General features: G+C 56.0%; 17 protein-coding genes and 3 pseudogenes. All 20 read left to right on the top strand.

The annotated features are described in order from the left end of the window. Window positions 1-52: 52 nt before the first annotated feature. The 20 genes and pseudogenes from NMB96_RS20035 (at window position 53) to NMB96_RS19940 (ending at window position 18,833) form a co-directional block, all read left to right on the top strand. Window positions 53-877 carry a lytic transglycosylase domain-containing protein gene (locus tag NMB96_RS20035; RefSeq protein WP_043889823.1) on the top strand — a complete coding sequence of 275 codons (825 nt, stop codon included), beginning with the start codon at window positions 53-55 and terminating at the stop codon, window positions 875-877. Between the two features lie 58 nt (window positions 878-935). Beyond that, entirely contained in the window at window positions 936-1,343 is a 408-nt protein-coding gene (locus NMB96_RS20030; RefSeq protein ID WP_023904412.1) for a TrbC/VirB2 family protein, read from the top strand. Further along, entirely contained in the window at window positions 1,336-1,647 is a 312-nt protein-coding gene (locus NMB96_RS20025) for a VirB3 family type IV secretion system protein (RefSeq protein ID WP_043889292.1), read from the top strand. Before NMB96_RS20030 ends, NMB96_RS20025 begins: the two co-directional genes overlap by 8 nt. Window positions 1,648-1,747: 100 nt before the next feature. After that, entirely contained in the window at window positions 1,748-4,201 is a 2,454-nt protein-coding gene (locus NMB96_RS20020) for a VirB4 family type IV secretion/conjugal transfer ATPase (RefSeq protein WP_255085481.1), read from the top strand. Window positions 4,202-4,268: 67 nt separating this feature from the next. Continuing rightward, window positions 4,269-5,018, top strand: coding sequence for a hypothetical protein (locus NMB96_RS20015; RefSeq protein WP_255085480.1), 750 nt, complete (start codon window positions 4,269-4,271; stop codon window positions 5,016-5,018). 96 nt (window positions 5,019-5,114) lie between these two features. Next, complete coding sequence (locus NMB96_RS20010; RefSeq protein ID WP_255085479.1) at window positions 5,115-6,185, top strand: TrbL/VirB6 family protein; 1,071 nt, start codon at window positions 5,115-5,117, stop codon at window positions 6,183-6,185. Continuing rightward, window positions 6,133-6,696 (top strand): DUF4189 domain-containing protein, encoded by a 564-nt coding sequence (locus NMB96_RS20005; protein ID WP_255085478.1) that lies wholly within the window; start codon window positions 6,133-6,135, stop codon window positions 6,694-6,696. The genes NMB96_RS20010 and NMB96_RS20005 overlap by 53 nt, the downstream gene beginning before the upstream one ends. A 162-nt stretch (window positions 6,697-6,858) precedes the next feature. Then, window positions 6,859-7,731 carry a hypothetical protein gene (locus NMB96_RS20000; protein ID WP_255085476.1) on the top strand — a complete coding sequence of 291 codons (873 nt, stop codon included), beginning with the start codon at window positions 6,859-6,861 and terminating at the stop codon, window positions 7,729-7,731. Window positions 7,732-7,766: 35 nt separating this feature from the next. Next, on the top strand, window positions 7,767-9,167 hold the full coding sequence (locus tag NMB96_RS19995; protein ID WP_255085475.1) for an XVIPCD domain-containing protein: 1,401 nt from the start codon (window positions 7,767-7,769) through the stop codon (window positions 9,165-9,167). 173 nt (window positions 9,168-9,340) lie between these two features. Beyond that, a pseudogene (locus tag NMB96_RS19990) lies at window positions 9,341-10,816 on the top strand (TraG/VirB4 family ATPase); the annotation flags it as partial. After that, a complete protein-coding gene (locus tag NMB96_RS19985; RefSeq protein WP_425520897.1) occupies window positions 10,809-11,636 on the top strand; it encodes a hypothetical protein in 828 nt (275 codons plus the stop codon). The pseudogene NMB96_RS19990 and the gene NMB96_RS19985, both read left to right, overlap by 8 nt. An 88-nt stretch (window positions 11,637-11,724) precedes the next feature. Continuing rightward, window positions 11,725-11,856 (top strand): annotated as a pseudogene (locus NMB96_RS19980) (type IV secretion system protein); the annotation flags it as partial. Between the two features lie 64 nt (window positions 11,857-11,920). Continuing rightward, window positions 11,921-12,901, top strand: a complete 981-nt coding sequence (locus NMB96_RS19975) for an IS5 family transposase (RefSeq protein WP_183086593.1) — start codon at window positions 11,921-11,923, stop codon at window positions 12,899-12,901. Between the two features lie 94 nt (window positions 12,902-12,995). Then, a complete protein-coding gene (locus NMB96_RS19970) occupies window positions 12,996-13,943 on the top strand; it encodes a TrbL/VirB6 family protein (RefSeq protein ID WP_343237618.1) in 948 nt (315 codons plus the stop codon). A gap of 13 nt (window positions 13,944-13,956) precedes the next feature. Next, window positions 13,957-14,457: a DUF4189 domain-containing protein gene (locus NMB96_RS19965; RefSeq protein WP_255085474.1), complete on the top strand. Its 501-nt coding sequence runs from the start codon at window positions 13,957-13,959 to the stop codon at window positions 14,455-14,457. Between the two features lie 106 nt (window positions 14,458-14,563). After that, the gene (locus NMB96_RS19960) at window positions 14,564-14,890 is read left to right on the top strand and encodes a hypothetical protein (RefSeq protein ID WP_255085473.1); all 327 of its coding nucleotides are present in this window, start codon (window positions 14,564-14,566) and stop codon (window positions 14,888-14,890) included. Then, on the top strand, window positions 14,881-15,861 hold the full coding sequence (locus tag NMB96_RS19955) for an IS5 family transposase (RefSeq protein ID WP_255085250.1): 981 nt from the start codon (window positions 14,881-14,883) through the stop codon (window positions 15,859-15,861). The genes NMB96_RS19960 and NMB96_RS19955 overlap by 10 nt, the downstream gene beginning before the upstream one ends. 72 nt (window positions 15,862-15,933) lie before the next feature. Beyond that, a complete protein-coding gene (locus NMB96_RS19950) occupies window positions 15,934-17,220 on the top strand; it encodes an XVIPCD domain-containing protein (RefSeq protein ID WP_425520896.1) in 1,287 nt (428 codons plus the stop codon). Between the two features lie 92 nt (window positions 17,221-17,312). Next, a pseudogene (locus NMB96_RS19945) lies at window positions 17,313-18,316 on the top strand (TrbL/VirB6 family protein). A gap of 22 nt (window positions 18,317-18,338) precedes the next feature. Then, a complete protein-coding gene (locus tag NMB96_RS19940; RefSeq protein ID WP_084217891.1) occupies window positions 18,339-18,833 on the top strand; it encodes a DUF4189 domain-containing protein in 495 nt (164 codons plus the stop codon). Window positions 18,834-18,874: the final 41 nt, after the last annotated feature.

Here is an 18,874-nt window from a genome sequence, read left to right as displayed (position 1 = left end):
CTTTCGTTGGGGTTGGTTTGGTTTTGCAAGGAGTAATGACATGTTGCCTGGCATGGAACTGATGGGGTGCACTGGACTTGCTGTTCCTGGCGAGGTAATGCAGCACGTTGTCCGTGTCGAGTCGTCGCGCAATCCGTATGCCATCGGTGTGGTTGGCGGGCGCTTGGTGCGTGAGCCACGGGGTTTGGCTGAGGCAGTCGCCACCGCCAAGATGCTGGAACAGAAGGGTTATAACTTCTCCCTGGGGCTAGGCCAAGTCAATCGCTACAACCTGCAGAAGTACGGGCTGACCAGTTACGAGATGGCATTCGACAAATGCCCCAATCTTGTCGCTGCTTCAAGGATTTTAGCGGAGTGCCATTCGCGCTCAGGCGCTAATTGGGGCAAATCGTTCAGCTGTTACTACTCCGGCAACTTCGAGACCGGCTTCAAACATGGTTATGTCCAAAAGATCTATGCATCCATTCGTCAGTCGGTAGCATCGCCTGGACCCGAGCCCATTGCGGTCGTGCCGACCCGCCAGGTGCAGTTGCGGCCTGCCAATCCGCTTAAGCAGGCGGCCGCCGAATTGGCAGATGCGATTGTCGCGCGTCGTATTCAGGATCTATCCGGTGCCGGCAACACGGTGGCTTCACCGTCGGGGCCTATGCTATCGGCACCGTCGGTACCTTACTCTCTGCCGAGCCGGGCCACTCCTGTGGCTCCTGCGGCGGAGAACGAGCTGTATGTGATAAAGCCGACAGGCCAGGGGCGTGGGGTGGCGTTGCCCGCCGTCGCACCGCAGGCCTCGATGAAGACTGATCAACCCGCAAATTCCGTCTCAATGCCGCTTGCACCACAGACGGCTCCGCAAATAGACAGCGCATTTGTTTTTTAGGATGGAAGATCGCCAAGGATATGGCTGCTGGACCCCCTCTGTTCCCAAGGAGTTAGACATGAAGTTTGAAATCGACAAGAAGACAATGGCAAATGCCAAGATGGTTGGCGCTCAGGCGATGAAGGCACTGGTGTTCACCTCGCTGCTGTTGGTGGCCGGTGGTGCCGGGGCGACAAATGACCTCGGCGGCACCGATGCCCGGGTTTGTGGCTTCCTGAATAACGTGACGAAACTGTTGAACATGGGCTCGATCGCCGTCGTCACCATCGCCGTCATCGTGGCCGGCTATCAGATCGCATTTGCACACAAGCGCATCTCCGAGGTGTCCCCTATCCTTATTGGTGGCGTTTTGATCGGTGCTGCGGGCCAGATTGCAAATATGATCCTTCAGAACAAGGAGGGAGGCGCTGAGGAGTGCTCGACACTCACCTCCTCGCTGCTGCAGATAGCTCAGTACTATGCATAAAGACGTACTCTTCCGCGGCTGCACCCGCCCTGCGATGTTCTTGGGGGTGCCTTATATCCCTTTCTTCATCGGTGCGGGCGGTGGCTTGCTGCTGGGGATGTACATCAATCTTTGGTACCTGCTCACCATCCCCGTCATCATCTTTGGCATGCAGCAAATGGCAAAGAGGGACGAAATGATTTTCAGGTTGCTTGGATTGCGCTGGCTTTTCCGAATGCGCGCCCGAAACCTTCAGCGTTATTCCGGGATGTGGGTATTCACTCCCAACGAGTACCGCAAGGGACCCCCGGTCAAGCCGCGATGAGCACGTAAAAAAGTCAGCCAACCCCATGCGTTTAATCCGCGTGGGGTTGGTGTTTTAGATAGTTCCTGGTGTGATGCTTTCCCCTTAACTTGGTAAGACCATGTTCAGTCCAGACAGTCCGATCGGCGAATTTGTTTCCATTTCGACACATGTCGCACCGTCCGTCGTCAAGACGACTGGTGGCGACTATCTGTTGATCTGGCATCTGGCTGGCTTGCCCTTCGTTGGGCGTGACGAGTTCGAACTCGAACAGCGGCACAACACGTTTAATCGGTTGTTGCAAACCTTGCGTGCACCGGATTTCGCCAATATCGCGTTCTGGGTTCACGACGTTCGCCGTCGTCGTAGGATCGGTACCGGCGGACGCTTCAAGCAATCGTTCAATCAGACGCTGTCCGACGAGTATTACGCGGCGCTTTCATCGCAAAAAATCATGCAAAACGAGTTGTACTTCAGCATGATCTATCGTCCTGTCGTTACCGGACGACGTCTGGTCGAAAAGTCTGTCAATCCAGACAAGATCAGGGCCGAGGAAGAGCAGGCCATCTCCAAGATCATCGAGTTGGCCACGAACGTTGAAGCGGTGCTGAAGGATTATTCGCCTTACCGTCTTGGCATGTATGAAGCCAAGAATGGTGTCGTGTTTTCCGAGACACTGGAGTTTCTCGGTTACTTGCTCAACCGGATCGACGAGCCTGTCCCGGTGCTGCAGGCGCCTGTGCCGGCGTATCTGCCTGTCAGCAAGCACATGTTCGCCAACAAGACCGGCGATTTTGTCATTCGCACGCCGGATGGCATCAATCATTTCGGTGCGATCCTCAACGTCAAGGAATATGCGGACGGAACCTATCCAGGCATTCTCAATGGCTTGAAATATCTTGATTTCGAATACGTGATGACGCATTCGTTCAGCCCGGTCGGGCGCCACGATGCCTTGAAGGTGTTGGAACGCACCAAGGGAATGATGATTTCGTCAGGCGACAAGTCGTCCAGCCAGATCCGCGACCTGGACCTGGCGATGGACGACGTGGCCTCCGGCAACTTCGTATTGGGCGAATATCACTTTACCTTGGCAGTCTATGCCGATAGCCAGGAGAAGTTGGCCAGGCAGATCGCGACGACACGTGCCGAATTGTCCAACGCAGGTTTCGTGTCGGCCAAGGAAGATCTGGCAATCGCTTCTTCGTTCTATGCGCAACTGCCGGGCAACTGGCGCTTCCGCACGCGTATTGCGAATCTGAGCTCGCTCAATTTCCTTGGCCTGTCGCCTCTGCACAACTTCGCCCAGGGCAAGCAGCACAACAACCCGTGGGGCGACTGTGTCACCACGCTGCAGACCACCAACGGGCAGCCGTATTACTTCAACTTCCACGCCACACATCCGGCCGAAAATTCCCTCGGCGAGAAGGCGATCGGCAACACGATGGTCATCGGCAAGTCCGGTACCGGCAAGACGGCGCTGATCAACTTCCTGCTGAGCCAGGTACAGAAGTTCGATCCGATCCCGACCATTTTCTTCTTCGACAAGGACCGCGGCGCGGAGATCTTCGTGCGCGCCTGCGGCGGCAATTATCTGGCGCTGGAAAATGGCGTGCCGACCGGCTTCAACCCGTTCCAGTGCGAGCGCAATGAAGCCAACACGCAGTTTCTCGCCGAATTGATCAAGGTGTTGGGCGGCAAAGCCGAGTACAGCGCCCGCGAGGAAGAAGACATCTACCGCGCGGTGGAAGGCATGCTGGATACGCCCATGCACCTGCGCAGCATGAGCAACTTCCGCAAGAGCCTGCCCAACATGGGCGACGATGGCCTGTATGCGCGTCTGCGCCGCTGGACTACTGGTAACTCGCTGGGCTGGGTGTTCGACAACCCGGTCGATACCATCGACCTGACACGCGCCTCGATCATCGGCTTCGACTATACCGACGTGATCGACAACGCCGAAGTGCGCGTGCCGGTGATCAATTACCTGCTGCACCGCCTGGAAGCGTTGATCGACGGCCGTCCGCTGATCTACGTAATGGACGAGTTCTGGAAGATCCTCGATGGCAAGGGGGGCCTGAAGGAATTCGCCAAGAACAAGCAGAAGACCATCCGTAAACAGAACGGCCTGGGCATCTTCGCCACGCAAAGCCCGGAAGATGCATTGGCCAGCGATATCGCCGCGGCGCTGATCGAACAGACCGCCACGATGGTGCTGCTGCCCAACCCGAACGCCAGCCGCGACGATTACATCGAAGGCCTCAAGCTGACCGATGCCGAGTACCAAGTAGTGGTTTCGCTGGACGAGCGCTCGCGCTGCTTCCTGGTCAAGCAAGGCCATGCCTCGGCGGTGTGCCAGCTCAATCTGCGCGGCATGGACGATGCGCTGTCGGTGATTTCGTCTTCGACCGACAACATCGAGATCATGCATCAGATCCTGGCCGGCAAGGCCAGCAAGCTTGGCGTCACCGTCGATCAGCTGACGCCGGAGCAGTGGCTGGAAGACTTCTATGCCAACCGCAAGGGCTCTGGGAAGCGCAAGTCTGTCAAGGATAAGGAGGTCGAAGATGCGTAACTCCAACATTCATCAAGAAATTCACCCGGCAACATATCCATCTGTATCACAGGAGGCGAAGAACACCATGACAACCAAGTTCAGACATTTTTCTCGGGTATTCACGGGACTGGTGCTGCTCTGCATGGCGGGAGCGGCCAGTGCGCAGTGGGAAGTGGTGGACAAGACGTTGAACGAGAAGGTGGAGCAGATTCGCAAGAATCAGACCATCAAGAACGGCGATGGCAAGGAATCCAGCGGCAAGGAGGTCGAGAAGCCCAAGGAAGCGCTGAAGAAGGTGCCAGATGACTTCGGTGTGAGCACATGCGCTTCGTCGACCTCCGGCACGCCGGTCTCCAGTGTGCAAAAGCAGGTCTGTGAAATGACCCAGCGTACGCGCAATGCCCAGTACAACTACATGGTGGCGATGAACGAGATCACCACCAAACGTCTTGAGCGCTTACGCACGATCGAGGAAGAGCGCAAGAAGATCGGCGATCAGAAAATCGGCGAGCTGGAGAGCAATACCAACAAGCTGTTGGCGTTGAAGGCGATGATGGATATCGACCGTCAGCAGATGGAATCGGCAATGTTTGCCTACGACAAGCGCCTGGCGTATCTGACCGACAAGCAGACGGGAGCGGCATTGGCGGCGATGAGCGGCACCGAGCCACCGGATCCCGATGGCGAGTCCTCGTGGTGGTCGCAGATTACCGGCGATTTGATGAGCCTTGGCAAGACGGCGATCGCCGGCGCAGCGATGAAAGTTGCATTCGAGACCATCAAGAGCGATGAGCCTGAGGGTTACCGGCCATTGATGATCGATGAGAAGAAGTAATGCGCACTCACTGTGGTGGAAGCGTGTATTGCAATGGACTCAACATCGGGCAGCAGTTGCCCCACGGCGCAGCCGTCTCAGTGGATGTGGTGACTTATGAACCTCAGTGATTTCCTGACGAATATCGGTAATTACGAATTTTTTCGTCTCATCAACACGTACCTGCGCGACGAAATTTCCATCTTTCAATGGGAGTTGTTGCAGCGCACGACGGCCTGGGTCGGTATGGTGTCATTGACGGTGCTGACGCTGTGGATCTTCATCCAGGGCTACCGCATCGTGACCGGCCAGTCGCGCGAGGCAGCGATGGGGTTGGTAGTGACGGCGCTGCGGGCGGCGCTGATTATCGGTTTGGCGACGAGCATGGCCAAGGGCTCGCCGCAACTGTATTGGACCCTAACCGACGGGATCAGCTCTGCCATCACCAAGACAGTGACAGGGGACTCGGATAGCCCCTACAAGTCGATCGATCAGAACTTGATGCTGATGCAGATGGCGCTGGCAGGGCTTGACCAGATCAAGACCGGCGGCGACAAGGAAAGCGAAGATGCCAAGAACCGAGCACGCTGGTTCACCGGCATCGGCATGGCAGGGCCGGGCGTGGTGGCCGGTTCGATGCTGCTGTTGAACAAGCTGGCGATGGCGCTGGTGGTGGGATTCGGACCATTGTTCATCCTGTGCCTGCTGTTCCAGGCGACGAAGTCGCTGTTCAGCAAATGGCTGTTATATGGATTAGGCACCATGTTCTCGCTGTCGGTGTTGACCTTCACCGTGAGCTTGGCGACCAAGGTAGTTGGAGCGGTGGGCGTGGCGTTTCTGGCGAAGTGGGCGGTCAGCGGTGGCAATGGCGAAGGCATCAGCAGCATGGCGCTGCAGCAAGGAGGACTGGGCTTGGTCTTGACGACGTTGATCATCACCGCACCACCGATGGCAGCGGCCTTCTTCCAGGGCACGCTGGGCCAGTTCACGGCGTATTCGGCGCTGGGGCAGTTGGATCGAGCGAGCCAGGATGGGAGTGGTGGTAGACCTCAGACGCCGGCTCCTCATAGAGAAACGCAAATGAATACTAACGATAACGGTACTGCCTATCAGAAAATTAACAGTGGATCTGGTCATGAAAATCAGGTTGCACAGGCCGGTAGCCGCGGAAATGCTAATAATTCTTAAAAGGCAATCAATGAAAGCGATAATTTTTTCAATCCTTCTTATATTAACTTCATTATTGCCTATTGTTTCGGTTGCTCAAACTGCTTGCCCTGTAGGAGTTGCGCCTGGAAGTCCCCAATGTGGACCTGATTCCGGAACCTCAAGAGGTGACTCTGTTGCCCCACCTCAACCAACGGGCAGGTGGATCAAGACCTGGGGAGCAGTTGTTGGTTCGGACGAAGGAAAACAAGGATGGACCTCAACAGGAAAGTTAAATGAAGAAGCTGCTAAGCAAGATGCTTTGCAGAAATGTTTTGCAACCGGCGTACATGATTGTCGGGTAGATATGGCTTATTTCAATCAATGTGTGGCTATTGCAATGCCAGTTAATGGAGGCTCTAGTAGCATTGTTACTGGTAAAGATGAGCAGGTTGCTAGCGGTGTGGCTCTCGATAGGTGTAAGAAGAAGTCGGCTTCCACTTGCTCCATTTTTTTCACGGAATGCACAGAGCCATTTTTTGAGAAATTCTAGGTTTCTGCCTAGGTTGTCGCATCGGAATTAAAAACCGTAAGAAGAGCGGTGGCAACCCGTTTAATTTTTATAACCTGAATGTACTAAGCCAATGTTCCGAAAGTTCCAGGATTTTTCAACGGATGCGTTTGGCTTAACTTAAATTGGGAGGCATTAATTATTATGAATTATATTTTCGCCGCCAAGCCGCTTTATGGCGGCGTACCTTTTTTTAAATCAATCAATAGTATAAATTTTACATTTCTTATTTTTGCGTTTCTTGTGGCAGGGTGTACGTCAAGAGAAGATAAACTATCCTTAGAAAATAAATCTTCGACTGCGAAGACTTTGGGTACAGCAACGAGCGCGCCAGTTAGCGGTGGTGACCATGCTTCAATAGATCCGGCAAAGCTTACGTCTATCGCGAAAGAAGTGATGGATTCGGCTTACGGCGCTAATAATTTTGACGCGTTGCGTAGTTGCTGGAAATATTCATTTCAAGCAGGCAGTGAATCGCTGGATTACTGCATGATTGGTGCTGTCTCCAAGGTGTCCAGCGATGCCGATGGGGTCAAGGTCTACGTACAGTCGCACAGCGATCCGCAGGCTGAGATCTATTCACAAGTTGACCCTGGCCTGGAAGGGTTATTTTTTGTTGGGCTGGATGCTGACAAGAAGGTGACAGTGCTTGCCTCGAAGCCGGCAATCGATATGGGGCAAGCTGGGGATTGCGGTTGTCTCGATGCCAAGGTGATTCAAGTCGGGCCTGCTCGGTATGGCTGGTTGTCGACCACCGGCGGCGTTTGGCAAGGGGTGCAAGTGACGCGTTACTCACTCCAGGTTCCAGTGGGTAGCGAGATTCGTGACGTTTCGGGCATTCCGCGCGTCAGCGAGAACACCCCGGACGAGAGGATCGATCTCAACGTCAAGAGCGATGGGAAAGTGGTTGCCGGCATGTATCCACTGGAAATTACACGCAAGCGTGGCGACAATGTGCTGGAAACACGGTTGGTGTCTTACGACGAAGCGAAAGGAATCTACCCCTGGAGTCCTTGAGTCAACGCATGAATTCTGATTAAGGAGAATGTCGCATGGCAAGGATCGACGATAGATGGGCTGAGCATCGGAAAGAGCTTGAAGATGCAGCACATGCCGCGGGCATCGATCCGCGTGTGATGGTCAAGATTGCCGGATTTGAATCCGGATTCAATCCAGAAGCGCGGCCGGTTGCGATTACGCATCCTGAAAACAACACGGTCAAGCAGTTCGACGGGACGATGGCGATCTCGTCAGCGTACGGGTATGGCCAATTTCTCAATGGCACCTGGCAACAGATGATCAACACCTACGGTGAAAAGTATGGTGTTGAAAACGCTGCCGATCTTACTCGCACGCAGGCAAATTCGCCCGAGCTTCGTCAAGATACGCGTCTGCAGGCTGCGATGTTGGCTGAGTTCACGCGTGAGAATATCGTTCGCGCTGCAGAGTATGGTGGCAAGGATGTAGCAGCAAATGTCTATGCAATGCATAACCTTGGCACAGGTGACGGTCCCAAGTTTTTACAGGCAGTGCACGACAATCCAGATGGAAAAGTAAACAGTGTGCTGAGTGCGGCGGTTATCAAGGGCAATTCTTCCCTTTATGGGGATGGCAACATTACCAATGCCCAAGCATATGCGGCGATGGGCCGCAAGATGGACCAATATGCGGTCTATGCGGACAGTGTAGGTAATAGCCGGTCAGATCGTACGCCTACAGAAACCATTCAAAGAACTGCGGTCAAGCAATCGGGCGAGGGTGCTCCTTCCAGGCATCATGCTGGTTTTTCATCCCATGACGGCCATCTCGAGCAAGGCGAGCGTGGCCAGTCTGTCAAGCAATTGCAAAGCCAGCTCGCCCAACTCGGCGCCAAAGGCCGCGACGGCAAGCCGTTGCAAGCCGATGGTGACTTTGGTGGAAACACTAAGCATGCCGTGGAGCAGTTCCAGCGCGAGCATGGCTTGCAGGTGGATGGTGTGGTCGGTCAACGCACGCAGGCCACATTGGGCCAGGCGCTGTCGCAGCACACGGCCAAACACGCCGAGCAGTCAGCACTGCAAGCTGCACCGGCCGGCATCCCTCTGCTGTCCGATCCGCGCCATCCAGACAATGCGATGTACAACGGCGCAGTGAGCAAGCTAGAAGCGCTTGGCGAGCGTGGCGGTTTTGCCAACCGGCAAGAACTCCAGCAAGCGGCCGGCCAGATCGTGTTCGAGGCCAAGGTCAGCGGTATGCAACGCATCGACCATGTGGTTCCCAACAAGAGCGGAGACGGCTTCTTCGCAGTACAAGGCGAGATGACCGACCCGGCGATGCAACGGGTCTTTGTGGATCGCGCGCAGGCGCAGAATCAGCCGTTGGAACACAGCAGCCGACAAGCGGTTGAAGAAAGTCAGCGTCAGTCACAGCAAACACAAGTACAAGAAGCCGATACGCGCAGCCGAACGCTCTAGCTAGAACGTGCTCCGGCTTACCCGCTGGCCTTGGCTTTTGCCAAGGCCATCGTCTTTTTGGCTCTTCTGTTCGCTCACTGAGCGCATAGAGCGGTCGCTGTCGAGACGTTTTGCATATACCCATTTTTATCATTCATCCATCATTAATTTTAAGCGTTGTCTGATTTTACGGTGCCGACAGTCAGGAGAAGTTGGCCAAGCAGATCGCGACCACGCTTGCGGAGCTGTCCAACGCCGGATTCGTGTCGGCCAAGGAAGACCTAGCGATCGCCTCCTCGTTCTACGCACAGCTGCCGGGCAACTGGCGCTTCCGCACCCGCATTGCGAACCTGAGCTCGCTCAATTTCCTTGGCCTGTCGCCGCTGCATAATTTTGCCCAGGGCAAGCAGCACAACAATCCCTGGGGCGATTGCGTCACCACCTTGCAGACCACCAATGGTCAGCCGTATTACTTCAATTTCCACGCCACCCACCCGGCCGAAAACTCCCTTGGCGAGAAGGCGATCGGCAATACCATGGTGATCGGCAAGTCCGGTACCGGTGACCTGCCCCCACTGATCAACTTCCTGTTGAGTCAGGTGCAGAAGTTCGACCCGATCCCGACGATCTTCTTCTTTGACAAGGACCGCGGCGCAGAAATCTTCGTGCGCGCCTGTGGTGGCAATTATCTGGCGCTGGAAAATGGTGCGCCGACTGGTTTTAATCCTTTCCAGTGCGAACGTAATGAAGCCAACACGCAGTTCCTGGCCGAGCTGATCAAGGTACTGGGCGGCAAGCCCGAATACAGCTCGCGCGAGGAAGAGGACATCTTTCGCGCAGTGGAAGGCATGCTGGACACGCCGATGCACCTGCGCAGCATGAGCAACTTCCGCAAGAGCCTGCCGAACATGGGCGACGATGGGCTGTATGCGCGCCTGCGTCGCTGGACCGCCGGCAACTCGTTGGGCTGGGTGTTCGACAACCCCGTGGACACCATCGACCTGACGCGCGCCTCGATCATCGGCTTTGATTACACCGATGTGATCGATAACGCCGAAGTGCGCGTGCCGGTGATCAATTACCTGCTGCATCGCCTGGAAGCGCTGATCGACGGGCGCCCACTGATCTATGTGATGGACGAATTCTGGAAAATCCTGGACGGCAAGGGCGGGCTGAAGGAATTCGCCAAGAACAAGCAGAAGACCATCCGTAAACAGAACGGCCTGGGCATCTTCGCCACGCAAAGCCCGGAAGATGCATTGGCCAGCGATATCGCCGCGGCGCTGATCGAACAGACCGCCACGATGGTGCTGCTGCCCAACCCGAACGCCAGCCGCGACGATTACATCGAAGGCCTCAAGCTGACCGATGCCGAGTACCAAGTAGTGGTTTCGCTGGACGAGCGCTCGCGCTGCTTCCTGGTCAAGCAAGGCCATGCCTCGGCGGTGTGCCAGCTCAATCTGCGCGGCATGGACGATGCGCTGTCGGTGATTTCGTCTTCGACCGACAACATCGAGATCATGCATCAGATCCTGGCCGGCAAGGCCAGCAAGCTTGGCGTCACCGTCGATCAGCTGACGCCGGAGCAGTGGCTGGAAGACTTCTATGCCAACCGCAAGGGCTCTGGGAAGCGCAAGTCTGTCAAGGATAAGGAGGTCGAAGATGCGTAACTCCAACATTCATCAACAAACTCACCCGGCAACATATCCATCTGTATCACAGGAGGCGAAGAACACCATGACCACCAAGTTCAGACATTTTTCTCGGGTATTGACGGGACTGGTGCTGCTCTGCATGGCGGGAGCGGCCAGTGCGCAGTGGGAAGTGGTGGACAAGACGTTGAACGAGAAGGTGGAGCAGATTCGCAAGAATCAGACCATCAAGAACGGCGATGGCAAGGAATCCAGCGGTAAGGAGGTCGAGAAGCCCAAAGAGACGCTGAAGAAGGTTGCAGACGATCAGGGCGTGGCCGCCTGTTCGGCGTCTACCTCCGGCACACCTGTATCTGATTCGCAGAGAGAGTCCTGCGAGTTGATCCAACGTACGCGTAACTCTCAGTTCAATTACATGGTGGCGATGTACGAGATCACCACCAAGCGCCTGGAGCGCCTGCGAACGATCGAGGAAGAGCGCAAGAAAATTGGCGACCAGAAGATTGGCGAGCTGGAAAGCAACACCAACAAGCTTCTGGCGCTGAAGGCAATGATGGATATTGATCGCCAGCAGATGGAGTCGGCAATGTTTGCCTACGAAAAGCGCCTGGCGGCCTTGACCGAACTGCAAACAGGCGCTGCGAAAGCCGCCATGGCGGGGAAGGAGCCGCCGAAGGGAGATGGAAGCGGTTCATGGTTTCCATCCTGGATTCCAGCGGATCTGTTGAGCCTGGGCAAGACAGTCGCAGCCGGTCTGGTGATGAAAGGTGCATTCAAGACGATCGAGAGTGACAGGCCATCTGGCATGGAACCGCCGTTGGCGATCGACAAGGACTGACGCTGTGGCACGGCTGGATCACGCAACGTAATCAACCCCGGGGCAGCGACTGCCCCACGGCGTAGCCGTTAAGTGGATGTGGTGACATATGGATTTTTTGACGAACATCGCCAACTACGAATTTTTTCGTCTGATCAACGATTACCTGCGCGACGAGATCGCGATTTTTCAGTGGAATCTGTTGCAGCGGACGACGGCGTGGGTGGGCGTGGTGGCGCTAAGGAACCTCTGAACAACGCACCACAGATACGCGACACTACCCGCCTGATGTTGAGGAGTGATCCATGCAACTGACGTTCGGTGACGCTGAGGGCCTGGGCAAGCGCAAGCAGACCCGGCGCGAGATCTTTCTGGCCGAGATGGAGCAGGTTGTTCCGTGGCAGCAACTGCTCGGTCTGATCGCGCCGCACTATCCGGTATCGGGCCGGCCAGGTCGGCAGCCGTACGCACTGGCGACGATGTTGCGGATTCATCTGCTGCAGCAGTGGTATGCGCTGAGCGATCCGGCGATGGAAGAAGCACTGCACGAGATCCCGACCTTGCGGCGGTTTGCCCAGCTCGGTGGCTTGGACAACGTTCCGGACGAGACCACGATTCTCAACTTTCGGCGCCTGCTGGAGACCCATGGCCTTGCCGCGCGGATGCTGGAAGCGGTCAACGCGCATCTGGCGCGCAAGGGCCAGAGCCTGCGGTCGGGCACGATCGTCGATGCGACGCTGATCGCGGCGCCCAGTTCGACCAAGAATGCCGACAACGCGCGCGACCCTGAGATGCATCAGACCAAGAAGGGCAATCAGTGGTATTTCGGGATGAAGGCGCACATCGGCGTGGATGAATTTTCCGGGTTGGTGCACCACGTCCATTGCACAGCCGCCAACGTCGCCGATGTCACGGTGATGCACACGTTGCTGCATGGCAAAGAAGACAGCGTGTTCGGCGATAGCGGCTACACCGGTGCGGACAAACGCGAAGAACTGCAGGCCTGCAAGGCTGCATTCTTCATCGCCGCCAGGCCCTCGACGATGCAAGCCCTCGGCAACAAACGCGAGCGTGCTCGGGAAAGACGTTGGGAACACTTCAAGGCCAGCGTGCGCGCGAAGGTGGAGCATCCATTCCGGGTGATCAAGCGCCAGTTCGGCTACACCAAGGTCCGCTATCGCGGCCTGGCCAAGAACACCGCGCAGGTGCTGACCTTGTTTGCGCTATCGAACCTGTGGATGAAGCGAAAGCAGTTACTGCCGACGATGGGGAACGTGCGCCTGTAACCCGGGCAACACCCTGCAAACGCGCCGGAAACGGCAAAAAAATCGAGGATCTGAGCGCCGTCAGCCTGGTCGATGTGGTTAGGCTCATCCTCCGATGCCGTTGATCAGACCATCCCTAACGGTGCTGACGTTGTGGATTTTGATCCAGGGCTATCGGATCGTCACCGGCCAGTCGCGTGAGGCGGCGATGGGTCTGGTGGTGACGGCGCTGCGTGCAGCGTTGATCATCGGTCTGGCCACTAGCATGGCCCAAGGGTCGTCGCGGCTGTACTGGACGTTGACCGACGGGGTCAGCCATGCGATCACCAAGACGGTGACCGGCGACTCGGACAGCCCCTACGAGGCGATCGACAAGAACCTGATGCTGATGCAGGTGGCGATGTCCGGTCTGGACCAGATCAAGACCGGTGGCGATGAAGAAAGCAAAGACGAAAAAGACCGGGCCCGTTGGTTCACCGGCATCGGCATGGCTGGCCCGGGCGTCGTCGCGGGCTCGATGCTGCTGCTGAACAAACTGGCGATGGCGCTCGTTGTAGGGTTTGGGCCTTTGTTCATCCTGTGCCTGTTGTTTCAGGCAACGAAGTCGTTGTTCAGCAAGTGGCTGCTATACGGAATAGGCACTGTGTTTTCGCTGTCCGTATTGACGTTTACGGTGAGTCTTGCAACCAAGGTGGTGGGCGCAGTGGGTGCGGCCTTCGTGGCGAAGTGGGCAATGAACGGTGGCAGCGGCGAAGGCATCAGCAGCATGGCGCTGCAGCAGGGAGGATTGGGCTTGGTGTTGACGACGTTGATCATCACCGCACCGCCGATGGCGGCCGCTTTCTTCCAGGGCACGTTGGGCCAGTTCACGGCGTACTCGGCGCTGGGGCAGTTGGATCGGGCGAGCCAGGATAGTAGTGGTGGACGGCCGCAGACGCCGGCGGCGCCGGCCAGAAATGATGAAACACCCAATACACAGCAGGCGACGACTGGGCGCACTGCGTACTCTAATCCTTCATCTGATAATAGCGTCCAAACTGGAAAGCTTGGCAAGGCGACCTGAGAGTTCTTAAGTCATGAATATAAAATTTTTTAAACCCATTATAATAATATTTTTTTCTGTGATCTTCATGGATGCGTCAGCTCAGACTGCTTGCCCAGCAGGAGTCGCGCCCGGTAGTCCGCAGTGTGGACCTGATTCTGGCACCTCAAGAGGAGATATTGCACCTCGACCGCCTGTGCCTACAGGAGAGTGGATTAAAACCTGGGGTGCGGTTGCTACTGCTAATAATGGTGATGCCGGTGTTAGCTCTGGGCGTAAGACAAAGGAACAGGCTGAAAGAGATGCAATTTCTAGTTGTGAAGGTTTGGAGTCAGGGAAATGTAAAGTAAGTCTAGCTTTCTTCAACCAATGCGTGGCAGCTGCAGCTTCCGGACAGGGGCAGGGATCTATTTTCGGTGCTGCTAGCATTGAGAAAGCGTCAGAGTTAGCTCTTAGCCAATGTGAAGAAAACTCCAATACGAGATGTAAGATTACTCTTTCTAAATGTAGTGATCCGATTTTTAAAGAATATTGACTTTTTGAAATAGAACTTGGGTTGCACTGATATGCATGAGCTAGGGAAGTTTGTGGCACCTACAATTTCGGCATGTTTTCTCTTGCTTGCAGCTTGCAGCCCAGCCGTGCCACACACAGATGTCGAAGAAAAAAATGCAACTGCTGGTGATCAAGCTGGCGTGGCGGCCGAATCTGCTTCACAAAAGGATTTGAAGATGCCATCTACTGTCAGTGCCAAACTCAACGACAAGGGTGAGATTAGTGCAAAGATCAGTGATATTGCGGTTGTTGTTAAGGCGCAGGGCTGCAACGACGATAGTCCAGGGATCATGCTTTGTAATCGCTCACCGGTTGTAGAGGTAACTTTCCCGGGCGTTAAGGAACCTCTGAACAACGCACCACAGATACGCGACACTACCCGCCTGATGTTGAGGAGTGATCCATGCAACTGACGTTCGGTGACGCTGAGGGCCTGGGCAAGCGCAAGCAGACCCGGCGCGAGATCTTTCTGGCCGAGATGGAGCAGGTGGTTCCGTGGCAGCAACTGCTCGGTCTGATCGCGCCGCACTATCCGGTATCGGGCCGGCCAGGTCGGCAGCCGTACGCACTGGCGACGATGTCGCGGATTCATCTGCTGCAGCAGTGGTATGCGCTGAGCGATCCGGCGATGGAAGAAGCACTGCACGAGATCCCGACCTTGCGGCGGTTTGCCCAGCTCGGTGGCTTGGACAACGTTCCGGACGAGACCACGATTCTCAACTTTCGGCGCCTGCTGGAGACCCATGGCCTTGCCGCGCGGATGCTGGAAGCGGTCAACGCGCATCTGGCGCGCAAGGGCCAGAGCCTGCGGTCGGGCACGATCGTCGATGCGACGCTGATCGCGGCGCCCAGTTCGACCAAGAATGCCGACAACGCGCGCGACCCTGAGATGCATCAGACCAAGAAGGGCAATCAGTGGTATTTCGGGATGAAGGCGCACATCGGCGTGGATGAATTTTCCGGGTTGGTGCACCACGTCCATTGCACAGCCGCCAACGTCGCCGATGTCACGGTGATGCACACGTTGCTGCATGGCAAAGAAGACAGCGTGTTCGGCGATAGCGGCTACACCGGTGCGGACAAACGCGAAGAACTGCAGGCCTGCAAGGCTGCATTCTTCATCGCCGCCAGGCCCTCGACGATGCAAGCCCTCGGCAACAAACGCGAGCGTGCTCGGGAAAGACGTTGGGAACACTTCAAGGCCAGCGTGCGCGCGAAGGTGGAGCATCCATTCCGGGTGATCAAGCGCCAGTTCGGCTACACCAAGGTCCGCTATCGCGGCCTGGCCAAGAACACCGCGCAGGTGCTGACCTTGTTTGCGCTATCGAACCTGTGGATGAAGCGAAAGCAGTTACTGCCGACGATGGGGAACGTGCGCCTGTAACCCGGGCAACACCCTGCAAACGCGCCGGAAACGGCAAAAAAATCGAGGATCTGAGCGCCGTCAGCCTGGTCGATGTGGTTAGGCTCATCCTCCGATGCCGTTGATCAGACCATCCTTAGGTTGATCGTCAAAACCGCGCTTGAGAACGGTGTGACCGATCCAAAGCAAATATCGTACATGTTGGCGACGGCTCAGCATGAGACGCGTAACTTTCAGGCGCCTGAAGAAGATTTCGGGCGTAGCCAAGCGCGCAAGCTTGGATATAGCGGCGGCGAAGAATTTTATGGCCGTGGCTACGTGCATCTCACCCATGACTACAATTATGCAAAGTTTGACAAGTTGCTGGGCCTAAATGGCGAAATGGTCCGTAATCCAGATATGGCGAAGGATCCAGAAATCGCCGCAAAGGTGCTGGTTGTTGGTATGCGCGATGGCTTGTTTACCGGCAAGCCTCTTGATCGATACATTGATGCCGATAGCCACGACGTCTATAACGCCAGGCGTGTAGTAAATGGTGTTACGCCCAGCAAACCTTGGAGTATCGAAGCAGCCAAAGACTGCCAAAGGCACGCGGAAAGTTGGGAGCGTCGTGTTCCTGATTTGATCGAGAGCATCAAGCGCGATGGTGTTGATCTCAAAGCCAGCATAGCGCCCAGTTCGACCTCCCATCACGCCGTGAAATCGCACGATGGCAAACTAGAACAGGGCGAGCGCGGTGAGTCGGTGAAGCAGTTGCAAGGCCAGCTTGCTCAGCTCGGCGCAACCGGCCGCGACGGCAAGCCGCTGCACCCCGATGGCGACTTCGGCGGCAACACCAAATACGCGGTCGAGCAATTCCAGCGCGAGCGTGGTTTGCAGGTAGATGGTGTGGTGGGTAACCAGACGCAGGCAGCCTTGGGGCAGGCACTGTCGCAGCAAACGGCCAGGCAAGCCGAGCAGACGGCTGCTCCCGCTGCACAGGCACAGTCAGCATCTGGTCCCCTGCTTTCCGACCCTCGTCATCCAGATAACGCGATGTACAACGGAGCAGTGAGTAAGCTCGAAGCGCTAGGCGAGCGTGGCGGTTTCGCCAACCGCAAAGAGCTTGAGCAAGCAGCTGGTCAGATCGTTTTCGAGGCGAAAGTCAGTGGGCTCGAACGCATCGATCATGTGGCGCCGAATAAGAGCGGTGACGGTTTCTTTGCAGTGCAGGGCGAGATGACCGATCCGGCGATGCGCCGGGTTTTTGTGGACCGCGACCAGACGCAGAGCCAATCATTGGAAAACAGCTCCCGACAAGTGGCCGAGGAAGGCCAGCGCCAGGCGACACAGGTGCAGTCTCAGGTGCAAGAAACCGAGGCGCGTAGCAGGACGATTTGATCGTGCCGTAGGGGTCAACTGATGACCTTGGCATTTGACATAAGCATTGCCAAGGTCATCTTGTCTGCACATGAAGATCTTGCAGCGACGAGATCGATATATTTCAGTGGACGCTACTGCAGCGCACCTCGGCCTTGATTGGCATTGTGTCCTTGACGGTGTTGACGCTGTGGGTCATGTTCCAGGGGTATCGCATCGTGACCGGCCAGTCCCGCGAGGCGGCCATGGGCTTGGTGGTGACGGCGTTGCGTGCGGCGCTGATCATCGGTCTGGCGACGAGCATGGCCGAAGGTTCGTCGAAACTGTACTGGACGCTGACTGACGGTGTTAGCCAGTCCATTACTCAAGTGGTGACCGGGGATTCGGAAAGTCCCTACGATGCGATCGACAAGAATTTGGGCTTGATGCAGATTGCGATGATGAGCATCGATCAGATCCAGACAGCAGGCAACCAACAGCGCGACGACGAGAAGACCCGTGCGCGCTGGTTCACTGGGGTAGAGATGGCAGGCCCCGGCGTGGTGGGGGGGCACTGCTTCTGTTGAACAAGATTGGTATGGCGCTGTTTGTGGGCTTCGGTCCCTTGTTCATCATGTGCCTCCTGTTCCAGGCGACAAAGTCGTTGTTCAGCAAGTGGCTGCTATGCGGATTAGGTATGGTGTTTTCGTTGTCGGTGCTGAGCTTTACGGTGAGCCTGGCAGCGAAGGTGATCGGCGCAGTGGCTGTCGCATTCCTGGTGAAGTACGCGATGCCAGGAAATAGTGGCGAGGGCATCAGCAGCATGGCATTGCAGCAAGGAGGGCTTGGCCTGGTCATGACAACCTTAATCGTCACCGCTCCACCGATGGCAGCGGCCTTCTTCCAGGGCACGCTGGGCCAGTTCACGGCGTACTCGGCGCTGGGGCAATTGGATCGAGCGGGTCAGTCGCCTGCGGCTGGACGGCCTTATGAGCCGGGTGCGCCGGCTACAGATTCAGGTCGCCCCGACAGTCATGCTAGAGGTGGCGCGAATAACGTCGTTCGATCAGATACAGGAGCCCGTTTTGATTCTTCTCCTCCCCAGGAATCCGGGGACCGTGGTCTTGCGCAGCGGTAGGCGCAACTTTAAGGAGTGCTGAATGAAATTTATTTATTTAATAGTGGTCATATTTTTATTAACGAGTGCTAATCCAGTTCTCTCGCAGACGGCATGCCCTTCAGGAGTCGCTCCCGGTAGCCCGCAGTGTGGGCCTGACTCTGGCACATCAAGAGGCGACCTTCCGATTCCTCCCCCTAGACCTACTGGAGAGTGGCTTAAGACGTGGGGAGCAATTGCTACTTCTGAGTCGACTGGTGAGGCCGGTACATCAGCCAATAAATTTTCGGAAAAAGATGCTCGAAATTCCGCTATTAACCAATGTGCGTTGGGTGGTGCCTCGGATTGTAAAGTCCATTTAGTCTACAGAAATCAGTGCGCTTCATTTGCGGCTTCTCATTCTGATACTTTCTTCCAAGCAGCTGAAAGTAAAGAAGTGGCAATCGAATTGGCGAAGAGGAACTGCGAAAAAAGTGGAACTGGCTCCTGTAAAGTTATGTATTCCGATTGTACCGAGCCGGTATTTAAGAAATATTGATCTGAATTGGAAGGAATTTCTATAATGGAGCGTGCACTGGC

The organism is Xanthomonas hortorum, assembly GCF_024339125.1.
GTDB classification, from domain to species: Bacteria; Pseudomonadota; Gammaproteobacteria; order Xanthomonadales; family Xanthomonadaceae; genus Xanthomonas; species Xanthomonas hortorum.
This window is presented reverse-complemented; position numbering and strand designations above follow the sequence as displayed.